Source organism: Bacillus xiamenensis (assembly GCF_001857925.1).
Classification (GTDB): Bacteria; Bacillota; Bacilli; order Bacillales; family Bacillaceae; genus Bacillus; species Bacillus xiamenensis.
Genome location: NZ_CP017786.1, coordinates 296,606 through 310,598, shown reverse-complemented (window position 1 = coordinate 310,598; position 13,993 = coordinate 296,606). Strand labels below are relative to the sequence as shown.

Below are 13,993 nucleotides of genomic sequence, written 5' to 3'. Positions count from 1 at the left end.
GAATGAGATGAGAAAAAAAGACTCAAAATAAAAAAACAGATTCTTTTTCTTTTTTTGAATTCAAGAGGAAAAATATCATCTGAGAACACTTTATGGTATGATGCTTTGTAGGACTTGTGTATAATCAATACGGGGTTCATCTTGAGTTGTTTTTTTGAAAGGAGTCTTTTTTTAGAATGTCACAATTAATGGGTATTATTACAAGGCTGCAAAGTCTTCAAGAGACAGCAGAAGCTGCAAATGAGCCGGCACAGCGTTATTTTGAAGTGAACGGTGAGAAAATCTGTAGTGTTAAGTATTTCGAAAAGAATCAAACGTTTGAATTGACTGTTTTTCAACAAGGGGATAAGCCAAACACTTTCCCATTTGACAACATTGATATGATTTCGATTGAGATTTTTGAGCTTTTACAATCCTAAGCTGAATCGTATGAAATGTTTTTTCTGAGGATTCCTTCGTTTATTTCGGAAGCATACACTTCATAGGTGATGGACAAATGGAAGATGATCATTCAGCGCATTGTTCGGATAAGAGACCATTAAAAAGGAGTTCCTTTCTGTGAGCGATTCTTTTTTCTTTCATCTATCTGAAGATCAGTTAGCGTTTTCTGATGTCGTCATGAGAATGAAAGACTTTATTCGAAAAGATCCGAAATCTGTCTATGTGTTATCAATTGGTACGGACTCTCAGGTTCATCAGAATGTCACAACATTTATGACTGCAATTCATCTTCACCGGATTGGCAAAGGAGCGTGGGGCTGTCTCACACAACACGTGATGAACAGACCTGTGCAAAGTCTTAGAGAAAAAATTTCATTAGAAACAGCGTTTAGCCAAAAGGTATGCGCAGACATCCTGGAGGGACCTTTAACAGAACTGATGGATTTGCTTCTTCCGTTTGCTGAGGAAGGGGCAGACCTTCGTTTTGAAGCTCATCTAGATATTGGCAAAAAAGGAAGTACGAAAGAGCTGATTCAGGAAATGACCGGAATGATCACAGCTATGGGAATTGAAGCAAAAATAAAACCCGACTCATATGCAGCATTTTGCTACGCCAATCGATACACAAAATAAATTCCGTCATTTTTCTCCAAACCTTGTCGAAACATGCGGTTGACGATTCGATTCTAGTTCCTTATTCTAGCTGTATAGAGAGGAAGCAGACATTCAAACGCCTGCTAATCAATATAAAAGCATATATGAAACAGGGGGCCTGATGTTGAATGAGCGTCATCGAAAATCGTTTTAATGAAGAAGAGAAAAAGCTATTATTAAACGTATTACTGAATCAGGAATATGCTGTCGAATTACTAAGCAGTGAGATCAATGATATAGAATGTGGAACAAAAAATGTGGACGACAATACGTATAAGCAATTGATCACATTGTATGACAGAGTAAGGTTTGAGAATTAATATCGGTTAAACATTCTATTAGATACTCTACGCTGAGTATCTTTTTTATGCAGAAAAAAATCTTTCGACAAATTTCGTTTTAGTTTATGCTTAATATGAAAAGGGAATGGATGATTGATGATCGAGAGAAAAGGGGTCGAAGAAACATGATAGAGATAGAACCGACTCAATTGCTTGAGTCAACAGTAGCCGAACATATGATTGATGCAGATAAAGTGGCACATGTTCAAATTGGAAATAATCTTGAGCATGCCCTATTGGTCCTGACAAAAACAGGATATACAGCCATACCAGTATTAGATGCTTCTTATCATCTTCATGGGTTAATTGGAACAAATATGATCATGGATAAAATCTTTGGTTTAGAACGAATTGAATTCGAAAAACTCGACCAATTGAAGGTAGAAGAGGTCATGCTAACAGATATTCCAAGACTGAAAACGACTGATCCAGTGCTGAAAGGCGTTCACTCTGTGACGAATAATGGATTTGTTTGTGTAGAGAATGAGGAGCAAGTGTTTGAAGGGATTTTTACTCGACGTGTTGTATTAAAGCGCTTAAATGAGGTCATTCATTCCGCAAAAAAATGAGCTGCAGCCCAGCTTATTTTTTTTGCCTTCATAAGCTATTATTTATATAATGACCATATCGAATAAGAAAAACTTATCAAGAGAAGGAGGGTGCTCATGCAGCTTCAAGAGTTACATATGCTTGTTGTCCTAAGTGAAGAATTAAATATGAGAAAGGCATCAGAGCGGCTCTTTGTCTCACAGCCTGCATTATCTCAAAGGCTGCAAACGATCGAAAAGGAATGGGGAACCAAAATCTTTTTTCGTTCACAAAAAGGACTCACTGTGACTTCAGCAGGTGAACAGATTATTCAATTTGCTAAAGAAGTCACGACGGAGCAGGATCGAGTGAGGGAGAGAATTGATGAGCTTGAAGGGGAGATTCACGGTACGCTCAAGCTTGCCGTTGCATCCATTATTGGTCAGCACTGGCTGCCAAAGGTATTAAAGCGGTATGTCGAAAAATATCCAAATGCCAAAGTGTCCCTTGTGACCGGCTGGAGCAGTGAAATGCTCAAAAGCTTGTATGAAGACCATGTGCACATTGGGATTATTCGCGGAAACCCTGATTGGAAAGGTACAAAGGAATATTTGATGACCGATCATTTATATTTAGTCGATTCTGTGATCAAGGACGTCGATGAGTTAATCGAGACAGAACGCCCGTTTATTCAATTTAAAAGCGACAGCACCTATTATCAAGAAATCCAGCACTGGTGGCATCAAAAGTTTAAAGTCTCGCCAAAGCAGACGATTCTTGTGGACCAAATTGAGACATGTAAACAAATGGCTTATCATGGCATCGGCTACGCCATTTTGCCTTCTGTCACCTTGTATGACCATGAAAAAAGTGTTCATAAAACACCGCTCGTTGACGTAAATGGAGAACAAATCGGGCGTGACACATGGCTTTTGGGATATGAAGCATCTTTTCAGTTAAAGCAGGTCCAAGCATTTGTTGGTGTGGTAAAAGAAATGCTTGAAAGCGAGGATGTGTAAGTACCTTCTGGAAGATGAGGGGAATCAAACGTACTGGCCTGAATTGAATGTTGAATAGATTTGGCTGGTTATCATTCTACGGAAAGAAAGCAGATCACATGATGAGAAATAAACAAAGCAAGAAGATCGACATACCGAAGTGGGGAAAATATTTACGAGGGAGATGGTGTGAACGTTTTGCAAGCCATCTTTCATTAGAAGAACAAAAAGAGATTGGGATGGATGGTTTTCTATGGCACCTATGCAGCTGGGAAAAGGTTGAGTGCCTTGAAAAAGATGAAGCGATCAACGCATTTCTTCATCAAACAAAGCATAAATGTACCATTTTTTATCAATTTGTGGATGAAGCATATCTTTTTGAAAACGCTAGTGCACTCTCAATGAATGATGTACCGTATAAAAAGGATGATATGGATTACAGCGATATGTATGTCATGGATTGGGATGAACACTGGACATTTGTGATGACGCACGAAACCGCTTGTGGTCCATATTTTATTCAGACACATAAAACGAGTGAATCATAAAGCAATGAAATCTTGATCATTTGAGAACCGCCTTCCAATTGGAATGAGCGGTTTTTTTGTGGATTATTGTGATGTGAAACAATGTCTTTTCATAAAAACATTTGACAATGAAAATCATTATCATTTAAAGTGTACATATAATAATTGAAAATGATTATCATTTAGATGAGGTGACCAATAGATGAAAGCGCTAATTGCATTTGCGAGTATGTCTGGCAATACGGAAGATATAGCAGCGATCTTAAAACAAACGCTTGAAGGAAAAGGGATAGAAACAGAGATGATGGAATTTGACGATACGAGCGCAGAAGATCTTTCTTCATACGATTATGTATTGATCGGCTCTTACACATGGGGTGATGGTGATTTGCCTTATGAAGCTGAGGATTTTTATGAAGAGGTCTCAACTCTTGAACTTAGTGGCATCAAAGCGGCGGTATTTGGATCAGGTGATTACAGTTATCCGAAGTTTTGCGAGGCTGTCCATACATTCCATGACATGCTGAAATCAACAGGTGCATCCGTATTTCCTGAAACATTGAAAATGGAACTTGCGCCAGATACAGATGAGGATGTGGCGTGCTGCGAGGAGTTTGCAACGAGTTTCTTAACGTGGGCAGCTTTGTCTGAGAAAAGAGCTGAACATCATGTTTCATAAAGGTGCAACGGCCGTTGCTGCATCTAAAAGTGGCGGATACTTTGTAGCGGTCAAACGAGAAGGTATTTTTCACTACAGTGTTGAGAGCGGCTGGCAGCAACTGTTTAAGCTCAAGCATAAAATCCACGCCATTAGCTATATTGGTCCTTATTTGTTTGGTGTTGGTGAAAATGGAACAGTCATCCGATCAGGAGATGAGGGCAATACATGGGCGATATCATCATTTCCAACAAATGCAGTCGTTTGGTCTATTACAGGGCGCAAAGATGGTTTTGTGTTTGCACACGGAAAGCACAGCATTTATGTGTCAACTGATTTCGGGATTTCCTGGGAAATTATGAAGCCATTTGCTCATGTGAATCAGCCTCCAGTGATTCGTTCGTTATGTATAGCAGGTGATCACCTTTATATTGGAACGCAGATTCATGAGGTGCACGGAGGCATATGGGTGTATGACTTGCAGAGTGAACAGGTTTTTCTGCTAAACAGAGAAGAGCACCGAATGACAGCGTCTATGCTGTTTTGTCAGAAGCATCTTCTTGTCTGTGCATTAGGCTCTAAAAAAGGCAAAAAAGGATCTGTTCAAATTTTAGACTTACATACAAATGTTCTTCATGATATTCAATCACAAGCCTTTGCTAGAGAGGAATCATTTTTGGATGTGTCAGAGGATAATGGCATCATTTATGTGACTACCTCACAGGACGAACACGGATATTCTAAAGTGTACCAGCTCGATATAGAGCAAAAAGAGCTCAAATGGTTTGACACGATCAAAGGACACGGTCTTCGTGTCGCCAATCAAAAAGAAAATTTTTTCTGTGCAGGATTATATGAAAGTAAGTTTGTCAGGCCTTATGAGGAGCCTGCGCTGATTCATTAATAAGGAGGAAGAAAAAGTGACGGAAAAGGTTTTATTGGTGTATGCCACGATGTCAGGAAATACAGAAGCAATGGCTGATTTAATTGAAAAGGGATTAACGGAAGCAGGAGCTAGCGTGGACCGGCATGAAGCGATGGATATTGATGCTGAACTTCTTCAGGATTACTCGTACATTATGTTAGGTGCATATACATGGGGAGATGGTGATCTTCCAGATGATTTTATTGATTTATATGAAGAAATGGATGAGCTGGATTTGACGGGTAAAGCATTCGCAGTATTCGGTTCTGGAGATACATCATATGAACATTTCTGCGGAGCTGTTGACTTAATTGAAGAAAAGGTAAAGGAGTTAGGCGGTGAAATTGTCCTCCCATCCGTAAAAATTGAGCTGAATCCAGAAGGAGAGGAAGAAGAGGAACTGATTTCTTTTGGCAAACAATTTGTTCTTCTTCACCAGCAAGAAGCTGGATAATGGAGCCCGCTTGTTTTATTTGCCAATATGGAGACGATTCTTTCACTTGTCATTAAAACTCTCCTTTGATACAGTAATGAAGTATAAATTAAGAGGAGGACATACATACATGAAACAAATGGATGCGAATGAAATTATTTCATTTATTCAAAATAGTACAAAATCAACACCTGTTAAAGTCTATATCAAAGGGGACTTAGAAGGTATTGAATTTGGTGAACATGCAAAAACATTCATCACAGGTAGCACAGGTGTTGTCTTCGGTGAGTGGAGCGAAATTCAAGTAGCTCTAGAATCAAACAAAGACAAAATTGAAGATGTTGTTGTGGAAAATGACCGCCGCAACTCTGCGATTCCTATGTTAGATTTAAAAAATATTAAAGCACGTATTGAACCAGGTGCCATCATTCGTGATCAAGTTGAGATCGGTGATAATGCCGTCATCATGATGGGTGCATCTATTAACATCGGTTCAGTCATCGGAGAAGGTACGATGATTGATATGAACGTGGTTCTTGGCGGTCGTGCGACAGTAGGTAAGAACTGTCATATCGGTGCTGGATCTGTTCTTGCAGGTGTCATTGAGCCACCTTCTGCTAAACCAGTTGTCGTAGAAGATGACGTTGTCATCGGTGCGAACGCTGTTGTTTTAGAAGGTGTGACAATTGGAAAAGGTGCGGTTGTAGCAGCTGGTGCGATCGTTGTAAATGATGTGGAGCCTTACACAGTTGTAGCAGGAACACCTGCAAAGAAAATCAAAGACATTGATGAAAAAACAAAAGGTAAGACTGAAATCAAACAAGAACTGCGTCAGCTTTAATTTTTACCATTCGCAGCTGAAGACATAGACGTGGATGATGTATCCACGTCTTATTCGTATAGAGGAAAGGAAGCGAGTGCACTTGTTAAATCTTGAGCAATTAATATCCATTCGAAGAGATTTGCACCAAATTCCTGAGCTTGGTTTCCAAGAGTTCAAAACACAAGCTTATCTCATTGAGCATCTCAAATCGTATCCAAAAGATCGAATTGACATGGAAACATGGCGGACTGGACTCTTTGTGAAAGTGAAGGGGACAAACCCAGCGCGCGTATTTGCTTATCGCGCAGATATGGACGGCCTGTCTATTCCAGAGGAAACTGGCTATTCATTTCAATCTGTACATGAGGGGAAAATGCATGCGTGTGGACATGATTTTCATATGACCATTGCCCTTGGTATCATTGATTATTTTGTTCATCACCCAATCAAAGAAGATATACTCTTTCTTTTTCAACCGGCAGAAGAAGGACCTGGCGGAGCTGAACCGATGCTTGCAAGTGATGTCTTGAAAAAATGGACGCCAGACTTTATTACAGCGCTGCATATTGCACCTGAATATCCAGTCGGAACGATTGCAACAAAACCGGGTCTACTATTTGCCAATACGAGTGAACTAGTGATTGATTTAGAAGGAAAAGGCGGACATGCCGCTTATCCTCATTTAGCGAACGATATGGTTGTGGCAGCAAGTGCACTTGTAGGCCAGCTGCAATCTGTCATTTCACGTAATGTGGATCCTCTAGATAGTGCAGTGATTACAATCGGCACAATTTCAGGAGGAACCGCTCAAAACATCATTGCACAACACGCGAAACTGGATGGAACCATTCGCACGCTCTCACCAGAGTCGATGGAAAAGGTGAGAAAACGAATTGAAGCACTAGCAAAAGGAATTGAGATAGGCTACGAATGCAAAGCAACAGTCCGTTACCCTTCATCCTATTACGAAGTGGACAATTCAAAGGATATGACAGAAGAATTTATGTCATATGTCGCCGAAGAAGGACTTGCGAATGTGATTGAATGCAGAGAAGCCATGACAGGAGAAGATTTTGGCTACATGCTGAAAAAATACCCTGGATTCATGTTTTGGTTAGGGGTAGATTCACCGTATGGGCTGCATCATGCAAAGCTGACACCTGATGAAAAGGCTATTGAAACGGCTGTGAATGTCATGACGGCCTATTTCAAAAAGCAAGCGGGTGAATGAATAATCGAGCCACCTCCTGTACACCTTATGAACAGGAGGTGTTCTTGATTATGACAAGAATTGGTGTAGAACCATCTTTATCCGATGTGGAAGAACTTTTGAAGCAAAAAGGGTATGATGTCGTACGTATTCAAAATGAACAGCAAATGGATCAGTGTGACTGCTATGTGGTCACTGGACTAGATTCAAATGTTCTTGGCATTTCAGACACAACGACAAAGGCATCTGTCATTACAGCGTCAGGTATGACAGATGATGAAATTTGTCAAGAAGTAAAACAGCGTGTTCAATAAAACACAAAAAGAACCGGGAGATTATGATCCTGGTTCTTTTTGCTCTTTTTCTAGATCGAGTACTTCTTTCATTTTTTTGCGTAAGATTCGTTCTACCCGCCATTGCTCCATTGTTTCAGTTTTCGCAATGATACGCAGCACGAGAGAAGAGGAACCGAATGCTTCCACTCCAACAACTTGAGGTCCTTCGATGATTTGAGGTGTTTCTTCCCGCACTTCATCACAGGCTGCTTGCAAGGTTGTGATCATCTGATCCACATTCTCATCTGGAGATAATTCGATATCAACGAGTGCCTGCATCGTTCCCCTTGAATGATTGCTTACATTGAGTATACTTCGATTTGGAATGAAATGAAGAGTACCATCAAAGCTTCTTAGCTGCGTTGTTCTAAGTCCGATTTGTTCTACGATCCCATCAAAGCCTGCAACCGTAATATACTCGCCGACATCAAATTGTTTTTCTAACAGAATAAAAAATCCAGTCACAATATCACTGACTAATCCCTGTGCGCCAAATCCAATCGCAAGTCCAATGACACCTGCGCCAGCTAGTAAAGCGGTTGGATTATAATGAAATAGGTCAAGGATCATGACAACTAGAATAAAAATCAATAAGTAGGCGAAGATATTTAACGTAAGACTTTGCAGTGTCTGAGCTCTTGATAAAGAGACGTCATGCTTGTTAGAGAATTTTTCGTAGGCGCGCTTAATCATCTTGTTTCCTACGGCTCTTACGACAAAATAAATCACAAAAATAGCGATTAATTTTAACAAAATCATACTGCTATTGAGGATGATGGAAATCCAATCTACTTGTTCAAATGCTTTCATGATTTTCAAAACCTTTCTATGTATGCGCTAAAAGAGAAGCTAATCATTTGTTCCCTTATGCAAGTCATGTTAAACTTTTATTAGTTGCAGCGATAGATTGTGACAGGGCGTTAATTAAATTTATTATTAATTAATATTGACTAAAAATCGCTTAAGTATTATAATTATGTTTGTGAAGTTATTAACTAAATGAGAATTCAACCTTTTGATTCTCATTTTATATACAGCTAAGAAGTCTGTATAAAGATATTATTTTATGGAGGGATTTACATATGGCAGAGCGTTTTGTAGGAAAACAAGCTCCACGTTTTGAAATGGAAGCAGTACTTGCTAACAAGGAATTTGGTAAAGTTAGTTTAGAGGAAAACATGAAGAATGACAAATGGACAGTTCTTTTCTTCTATCCAATGGATTTCACATTTGTTTGCCCAACTGAAATTACAGCAATGAGCGATCGTTATGATGAGTTCGAAGACTTAGATGCAGAAATCATTGGTGTATCTACTGATACAATTCATACGCATTTAGCTTGGATCAACACAGATCGTAAAGACAATGGTCTTGGTCAATTAAAATACCCGCTAGCTGCTGACACAAACCACACAGTATCTAGAGAATACGGCGTTTTAATTGAAGAAGAAGGAATCGCACTTCGCGGTCTATTCATTATTAACCCAGAAGGCGAACTTCAATACCAAACAGTATTCCACAACAATATCGGTCGTGATGTAGATGAGACATTACGTGTTCTTCAAGCATTACAAACTGGTGGACTTTGCCCAGCGAACTGGAAACCTGGTCAAAAAACACTTTAATTGATAGCTGAAGAAACAGAAGGGTCTAACTGATGTTAGACCTCAGATTGTTGACAAAGGGCTAAAATGATCTTAATTTTAGCCCTTTGTCTTCTTTTCAGCGTGACCTGAAAACCTTTGCAGTCTAGGAAGGACGAGTACCGGAGCGGAGCGAATTTGACATTCGTGAGCACCTGCACGCAGGACTGACAAAGAATGCGAGGGTTTATCTACACGCTGGGGTCTAACTGATGTTAGACCTTTTTGTTTCGACACATACAATGGATGGAGGCGCTTCAAAATGAAATTACGTCAACCGATGCCAGAACTAACTGGTGCAAAAGAATGGTTAAATGGAGAAGTAACGAGAGAAGAATTGATTGGTGATAAACCAACATTGATCCACTTCTGGTCAGTTAGCTGTCATCTTTGTAAAGAGGCGATGCCGCAAGTGAATCAATTCCGTGATCAATACAAGGATCAACTAAACGTTGTCGCAGTTCATATGCCGCGTTCAGAGGATGATCTAGATCTAGATAAAATCAAAGAGGTCGCACAGGAGCATGAAATCACACAGCCTATCTTTGTGGACAGTGAACATAAACTAACAGAAGCATTTGAAAACGAATATGTACCAGCTTATTATGTATTTGATAAAACAGGTGCTTTACGTCACTTCCAAGCTGGCGGAAGCGGTATGAAAATGCTTGAAAAACGTGTCAACCGAGTTCTTTCTGAGTCTGAAAAGGCTGCAGAATAGGCTTTCCCCCCATGATTGGGGGTTTTTTCATGGGAAAAACAGGAGACATATGAGACTGGACGAATGTGATTGTATCTGTTCTTCCTAGGAAAAGAGAAAATGAGGGACGCCATTAAAAAATATTCCCTTAATAAAAAAGGTATATTGACCTATTTACATTTTTGTTTTGAAATGAAGATGTAAAAATTTTAACTTTTTACGATTCAGAACGTTTTTGCACAAAAGAAATTTCAGTTTGATAAATAACTATATAAATCAAGTAGTTTAAGTGTTTATTCAAATTTTTTACAATTTTTTAGTGTTTGTCAAAAGCCTACAGTGGCAATGAAATGGGTGCCGATTTTTCTTCTTTGGCAAAATTTTAGTTGAAAATACCTATCTGATAGCAAACTGTAAAACGATAAAAAAATAGTTGATAAAATTAGTTTTCTAATCTAATATTTACTATAGAATATTTTTTATATGATGAGGGGGAAGTCCATTGTTTAATGAGAGGGAAGCGTTACGTTTACGATTGGAACAATTAAACGAAGCAGAAGTAAAGGTCATCCGTGAATATCAAATTGAACGAGATGCGATTTATGCAAAATTAAGAGAATTAGACCGTCAAGGGACAGGTCTAGTAACAGATACAAAAAAAGAAGTGCGTACAGAGAGAAAACCGGATTCATTACCTGTATTAGCTGAGCTTGCTGCACAAGAAATGAGAAGCTACCAGCAGCCTTCGCAATCGCAATCAACTGTTACATCATCTTTAGGAACAGGTCAGCTAAATGGTGCACCTGTAGGTATTCCTGAAGGATCTACAAGACGAAGAAGAGGCACAGCTCGACCTGGTTCAAAGGCAGCTAAGCTTCGTGAAGCTGCGATCAAAACGTTAAAGCGACATAATGCGGCGATTAAAAGCTCCGAGCTTCAAAAAGAGATTGAAAAAGAGAGCGGTCTTGAAATTCCAAATATGACAACGTTTATGCAAAGCTTAATTAAAATGTACCCTGAAGTGAAGAAGCCTTATCGCGGACAGTATATTTTAGAAGGCGACATTCAAACAGAAGACGAATAAATAAAAAAGAAACTGCTGAGCGTAAACGCCAGCAGTTTTTTCTTTCTTATATCAAGAACGGATCACTTTTTTTGATCAACTGTATAGACATACTTTCGCTCCTTAGGCATGTTGTCACGCTGCTTTTTAAATCTGTCAATCTTCACTGTCATGACCTCGCCATTACGCTGCACTGCATCCACTTGTGCCTGGAGCGATTCTACTTGTTCGTTTAGTTTCTTCAAAATAGGTTCGATTTCTTCCGTTGTTTGCAGCGTGTGATCTTGTGAAAATGGCTGCGGATTTGTTTGAGCAGACTGGTCAATATCAGCAAAGTGGGAGGCGATCCATTCTTCGCTTTCTGCTAGCTGTTTTTGATAGCTTGTGAGCGTTTCATAAAAAATCGCTTCTTTTGCTTTTTCGATGTGCAGCAATTTTTCTTGTGTTTCATAAAAACGCTGCTGAAGATGTCTGACGCCTTCTTGTAATAAATGGAGCTCTGCTTTTTTATCGCCAAGAGTTTGCTGCAGCTTTTCAATCACAGCCGATAAAGTATTTCCTTTTTTCTCCTCTTTTGCAAGACGTTTATCTTGATCTAGTAACCGGTTGTTTAATTGCTGAGACATTTCCTTATATTTTACAACCTTCAAATGCAATCGGTGCTTTTCTTCTGTTTCCTTTCTTCGATGGTAGGTTTCCTTTTGCAGCATTTCATGGAGAAGGACAATTTTATGTAATAATTCGGATTTGCTACAGGAGAGATCTTGTATTTTAGAGGCTGCATCGTTTTGATCAATGGTCATTTCATCCAATTGTTGTTTTAATTGAGTGAAATCCTTTTTCATCTCATGATATTCTTGAGTTAACTTTTTATTTTTAGAATACGTATACGTGGACTGTAAATCAGAAATCATTTGTTGATATTTGGCAGTTTCAGCTTTTAAATATAAATTCTCTTGAGATAGATCATGGAAAAGGGGAGAAGCATGGCGCCGGTTCATAGGTAGACCCTCCTTATTCATGTTACCAATAAAGTATGCAAAATGAGTGCGATTAGAACAACCATATCAAAGGGGTGAGATGATGAGCGTAGTGAATGTGATACTAGCTGGAGGAGCTTCCAGACGTTTTGGAGAGCCAAAGGCAAGTTATTTGTATCAGGGGAAACCACTGTATGAGCATGTTAAAAAGCAGCTTTTAAATGAGCAAATCATCGTCATCAGTCATCCAAATCTTCTGCCTTTTTTCAAAGAAAGAGGTGAACAAGCTGTCTGGTTAGATGATGAACAGGTCCGCGGAAATGGACCGCTTGCAGGAATATATACCGCTATGCAAAAACAAGAAGCGGAGTGGTATTTGGTGACGGCATGTGATATGCCTTTTATACGAAAAGAGACAGCGGAGGCATTATCGTCCTATTGCAATGAGCATGTAGATGCCGTTGTCCCGCTTGTACAGGGAAGGTTACAGCCTTTATTTGCGCTTTATCACCGCCGCTGTCTGCCGTTTATTCAGACATGTATCAAAGAGAATCAATTAGCCATCAAAGATTTGCTTAAAAAACTTAGCGTCTGCGTTGTTACCGAGGACGAACTGAAAGCGGAAGCAAATGAATTTCATAATATCAATAAAAGAAGCGATTTAACTGAAAACGGTATGATATGATACATAAAAACGATGAGGAGAGAACAATATTGAACGAGCGATATTCAAGACAAATTTTGTTCCCTCCGGTAGGGGAAAAAGGCCAGCAGGCGCTTTGTGAAAGTCATGTCCTGATCGTTGGCGCCGGTGCACTTGGAACTGCTTCTGCTGAAGGACTTGTCCGGTCTGGAATTGGCACTTTGACGATTGTAGACCGTGATTATGTAGAATTCTCAAATTTACAGCGGCAGCAGCTGTACACAGAACATGATGCAAAGGCGCATGTGCCTAAAGCGGCTGCGGCCAAAAAACGTCTGCAAGAAATCAATCATGAAGTGATCATACACGCCCTTATTGAGGATGCAGGGGTGGAACTGTTAAGGCCGTTATTTCAGAGAGCAGATATCGTTATTGATGCGACAGATAATTTTGAGACAAGAATGGTGATGAATGATTTATCATTAGAAACGAATACCCCTTGGATTTACGGTGCCTGCGTGAGCAGTCAAGGGATGTATATGACCATTCTGCCGGATAGAACCCCTTGCTTATCATGTGTATTTAAAGCAATGCCTGCCGGGGGATTAACGTGTGATACTGCAGGAATTATTTCCCCCGCTGTTCAAATGGTTTCGGCTTATCAGCAAACGGAGGCGCTGAAATATTTAACAGGGCATGAAGAGCAAATGGAGAAGAAGTTTGTCACATTTGATTTATGGCAATTATCTTCGTTTAAAATGGATTTATCTCGAACGAAGCAGGAGGATTGTCCATCTTGCGGTACAAACAGAACCTATCCATATTTGGATGAACAGCGTAAAAAAACGGCGGTTCTGTGCGGGCGTGACACAGTCCAAATCATATCAAAGGATTTAGAGAATCTTTCGTTTCAGCATGTGAAAGAGCGTCTGTCACCTATTTGTGAGGTGGAAGTGAACGATTTTTTAATCCATATACGCTATGAAACGTATCGTCTTGTCTTTTTTAAAGGAGGACGTGTATTAATTCATGGGACAAATGATGAAAAAGCAGCGAATTCATTACTAGCAAGACTGCTAGGCATATAGGAG

19 protein-coding genes are annotated in these 13,993 nt (G+C 39.6%); 17 read left to right on the top strand and 2 right to left on the bottom strand.

Annotated elements, in window-relative coordinates:
- The first annotated feature begins 176 nt into the window (after positions 1–176).
- From BK049_RS01525 to BK049_RS01470, 12 genes are all read left to right on the top strand, one after another.
- Positions 177–419: a YkuJ family protein gene (locus BK049_RS01525; RefSeq protein ID WP_003212254.1), complete on the top strand. Its 243-nt coding sequence runs from the start codon at positions 177–179 to the stop codon at positions 417–419.
- 139 nt (positions 420–558) lie between these two features.
- Positions 559–1,074: a ribonuclease H-like YkuK family protein gene (locus BK049_RS01520; RefSeq protein WP_071167689.1), complete on the top strand. Its 516-nt coding sequence runs from the start codon at positions 559–561 to the stop codon at positions 1,072–1,074.
- 149 nt (positions 1,075–1,223) lie between these two features.
- Positions 1,224–1,415, top strand: coding sequence for an antirepressor AbbA (gene abbA / locus BK049_RS01515; protein WP_003210802.1), 192 nt, complete (start codon positions 1,224–1,226; stop codon positions 1,413–1,415).
- Positions 1,416–1,561: 146 nt separating this feature from the next.
- The gene (gene cbpB, locus BK049_RS01510; RefSeq protein ID WP_008356907.1) at positions 1,562–2,005 is read left to right on the top strand and encodes a cyclic-di-AMP-binding protein CbpB; all 444 of its coding nucleotides are present in this window, start codon (positions 1,562–1,564) and stop codon (positions 2,003–2,005) included.
- Positions 2,006–2,101: 96 nt separating this feature from the next.
- Positions 2,102–2,983: a transcriptional regulator CcpC gene (locus tag BK049_RS01505; RefSeq protein ID WP_071167688.1), complete on the top strand. Its 882-nt coding sequence runs from the start codon at positions 2,102–2,104 to the stop codon at positions 2,981–2,983.
- Positions 2,984–3,084: 101 nt separating this feature from the next.
- Positions 3,085–3,510, top strand: a complete 426-nt coding sequence (locus BK049_RS01500; protein ID WP_071169171.1) for a DUF4275 family protein — start codon at positions 3,085–3,087, stop codon at positions 3,508–3,510.
- Between the two features lie 181 nt (positions 3,511–3,691).
- A complete protein-coding gene (locus BK049_RS01495; protein WP_008356912.1) occupies positions 3,692–4,168 on the top strand; it encodes a flavodoxin in 477 nt (158 codons plus the stop codon).
- A complete protein-coding gene (locus BK049_RS01490; RefSeq protein ID WP_071167687.1) occupies positions 4,158–5,051 on the top strand; it encodes a WD40/YVTN/BNR-like repeat-containing protein in 894 nt (297 codons plus the stop codon). The genes BK049_RS01495 and BK049_RS01490 overlap by 11 nt, the downstream gene beginning before the upstream one ends.
- Before the next feature lie 49 nt (positions 5,052–5,100).
- Positions 5,101–5,526: a flavodoxin gene (locus tag BK049_RS01485; protein WP_034738594.1), complete on the top strand. Its 426-nt coding sequence runs from the start codon at positions 5,101–5,103 to the stop codon at positions 5,524–5,526.
- A 109-nt stretch (positions 5,527–5,635) separates the two neighbouring features.
- Positions 5,636–6,346 carry a 2,3,4,5-tetrahydropyridine-2,6-dicarboxylate N-acetyltransferase gene (gene dapD, locus BK049_RS01480; protein WP_008356921.1) on the top strand — a complete coding sequence of 237 codons (711 nt, stop codon included), beginning with the start codon at positions 5,636–5,638 and terminating at the stop codon, positions 6,344–6,346.
- Positions 6,347–6,383: 37 nt separating this feature from the next.
- A complete protein-coding gene (locus BK049_RS01475) occupies positions 6,384–7,559 on the top strand; it encodes an N-acetyldiaminopimelate deacetylase (protein WP_071169170.1) in 1,176 nt (391 codons plus the stop codon).
- Positions 7,560–7,609: 50 nt separating this feature from the next.
- The gene (locus BK049_RS01470; RefSeq protein ID WP_071167686.1) at positions 7,610–7,852 is read left to right on the top strand and encodes a YkuS family protein; all 243 of its coding nucleotides are present in this window, start codon (positions 7,610–7,612) and stop codon (positions 7,850–7,852) included.
- Positions 7,853–7,873: 21 nt separating this feature from the next.
- Here the strand turns inward: BK049_RS01470 and BK049_RS01465 are convergent, their stop codons facing one another.
- Positions 7,874–8,683: a mechanosensitive ion channel family protein gene (locus tag BK049_RS01465; protein ID WP_008356927.1), complete on the bottom strand. Its 810-nt coding sequence runs from the start codon at positions 8,681–8,683 to the stop codon at positions 7,874–7,876.
- 272 nt (positions 8,684–8,955) lie between these two features.
- Here BK049_RS01465 and ahpA point away from each other — a divergent pair, with 272 nt between their 5' ends.
- The 3 genes from ahpA to rok all read left to right on the top strand — a co-directional run bounded on the left by ahpA (position 8,956) and on the right by rok (position 11,300).
- A complete protein-coding gene (gene ahpA / locus BK049_RS01460) occupies positions 8,956–9,498 on the top strand; it encodes a biofilm-specific peroxidase AhpA (RefSeq protein ID WP_008356930.1) in 543 nt (180 codons plus the stop codon).
- Positions 9,499–9,778: 280 nt separating this feature from the next.
- On the top strand, positions 9,779–10,237 hold the full coding sequence (locus BK049_RS01455) for a TlpA disulfide reductase family protein (protein WP_008356933.1): 459 nt from the start codon (positions 9,779–9,781) through the stop codon (positions 10,235–10,237).
- A 481-nt stretch (positions 10,238–10,718) separates the two neighbouring features.
- Positions 10,719–11,300, top strand: a complete 582-nt coding sequence (rok, locus tag BK049_RS01450; protein ID WP_008356936.1) for a transcriptional regulator Rok — start codon at positions 10,719–10,721, stop codon at positions 11,298–11,300.
- A gap of 62 nt (positions 11,301–11,362) precedes the next feature.
- Here the strand turns inward: rok and BK049_RS01445 are convergent, their stop codons facing one another.
- Positions 11,363–12,280 carry a sigmaE regulated sporulation protein gene (locus tag BK049_RS01445; protein ID WP_071167685.1) on the bottom strand — a complete coding sequence of 306 codons (918 nt, stop codon included), beginning with the start codon at positions 12,278–12,280 and terminating at the stop codon, positions 11,363–11,365.
- A gap of 82 nt (positions 12,281–12,362) precedes the next feature.
- Here BK049_RS01445 and BK049_RS01440 point away from each other — a divergent pair, with 82 nt between their 5' ends.
- Together BK049_RS01440 and BK049_RS01435 are read left to right on the top strand one after the other, a co-directional pair.
- Positions 12,363–12,944, top strand: a complete 582-nt coding sequence (locus BK049_RS01440) for a molybdenum cofactor guanylyltransferase (protein ID WP_071167684.1) — start codon at positions 12,363–12,365, stop codon at positions 12,942–12,944.
- Positions 12,945–12,973: 29 nt separating this feature from the next.
- Positions 12,974–13,990, top strand: coding sequence for a thiazole biosynthesis adenylyltransferase ThiF (locus BK049_RS01435; RefSeq protein ID WP_071167683.1), 1,017 nt, complete (start codon positions 12,974–12,976; stop codon positions 13,988–13,990).
- The last annotated feature ends 3 nt before the right edge of the window (positions 13,991–13,993 follow it).

Bases quoted from the DNA above. Each gene is read 5' to 3' on its own strand.
- BK049_RS01445 (WP_071167685.1), bottom strand. From the start codon at position 12,280: ATGAACCGGCGCCATGCTTCTCCCCTTTTCCATGATCTATCTCAAGAG.
- BK049_RS01455 (WP_008356933.1), top strand. From the start codon at position 9,779: ATGAAATTACGTCAACCGATGCCAGAACTAACTGGTGCAAAAGAATGG.
- BK049_RS01525 (WP_003212254.1), top strand. From the start codon at position 177: ATGTCACAATTAATGGGTATTATTACAAGGCTGCAAAGTCTTCAAGAG.
- BK049_RS01465 (WP_008356927.1), bottom strand. From the start codon at position 8,683: ATGAAAGCATTTGAACAAGTAGATTGGATTTCCATCATCCTCAATAGC.
- BK049_RS01505 (WP_071167688.1), top strand. From the start codon at position 2,102: ATGCAGCTTCAAGAGTTACATATGCTTGTTGTCCTAAGTGAAGAATTA.
- BK049_RS01490 (WP_071167687.1), top strand. From the start codon at position 4,158: ATGTTTCATAAAGGTGCAACGGCCGTTGCTGCATCTAAAAGTGGCGGA.
- cbpB (WP_008356907.1), top strand. From the start codon at position 1,562: ATGATAGAGATAGAACCGACTCAATTGCTTGAGTCAACAGTAGCCGAA.
- BK049_RS01500 (WP_071169171.1), top strand. From the start codon at position 3,085: ATGAGAAATAAACAAAGCAAGAAGATCGACATACCGAAGTGGGGAAAA.
- BK049_RS01470 (WP_071167686.1), top strand. From the start codon at position 7,610: ATGACAAGAATTGGTGTAGAACCATCTTTATCCGATGTGGAAGAACTT.
- BK049_RS01495 (WP_008356912.1), top strand. From the start codon at position 3,692: ATGAAAGCGCTAATTGCATTTGCGAGTATGTCTGGCAATACGGAAGAT.
- ahpA (WP_008356930.1), top strand. From the start codon at position 8,956: ATGGCAGAGCGTTTTGTAGGAAAACAAGCTCCACGTTTTGAAATGGAA.
- BK049_RS01475 (WP_071169170.1), top strand. From the start codon at position 6,384: ATGTATCCACGTCTTATTCGTATAGAGGAAAGGAAGCGAGTGCACTTG.
- abbA (WP_003210802.1), top strand. From the start codon at position 1,224: ATGAGCGTCATCGAAAATCGTTTTAATGAAGAAGAGAAAAAGCTATTA.
- BK049_RS01440 (WP_071167684.1), top strand. From the start codon at position 12,363: ATGAGCGTAGTGAATGTGATACTAGCTGGAGGAGCTTCCAGACGTTTT.
- BK049_RS01485 (WP_034738594.1), top strand. From the start codon at position 5,101: ATGTCAGGAAATACAGAAGCAATGGCTGATTTAATTGAAAAGGGATTA.
- dapD (WP_008356921.1), top strand. From the start codon at position 5,636: ATGAAACAAATGGATGCGAATGAAATTATTTCATTTATTCAAAATAGT.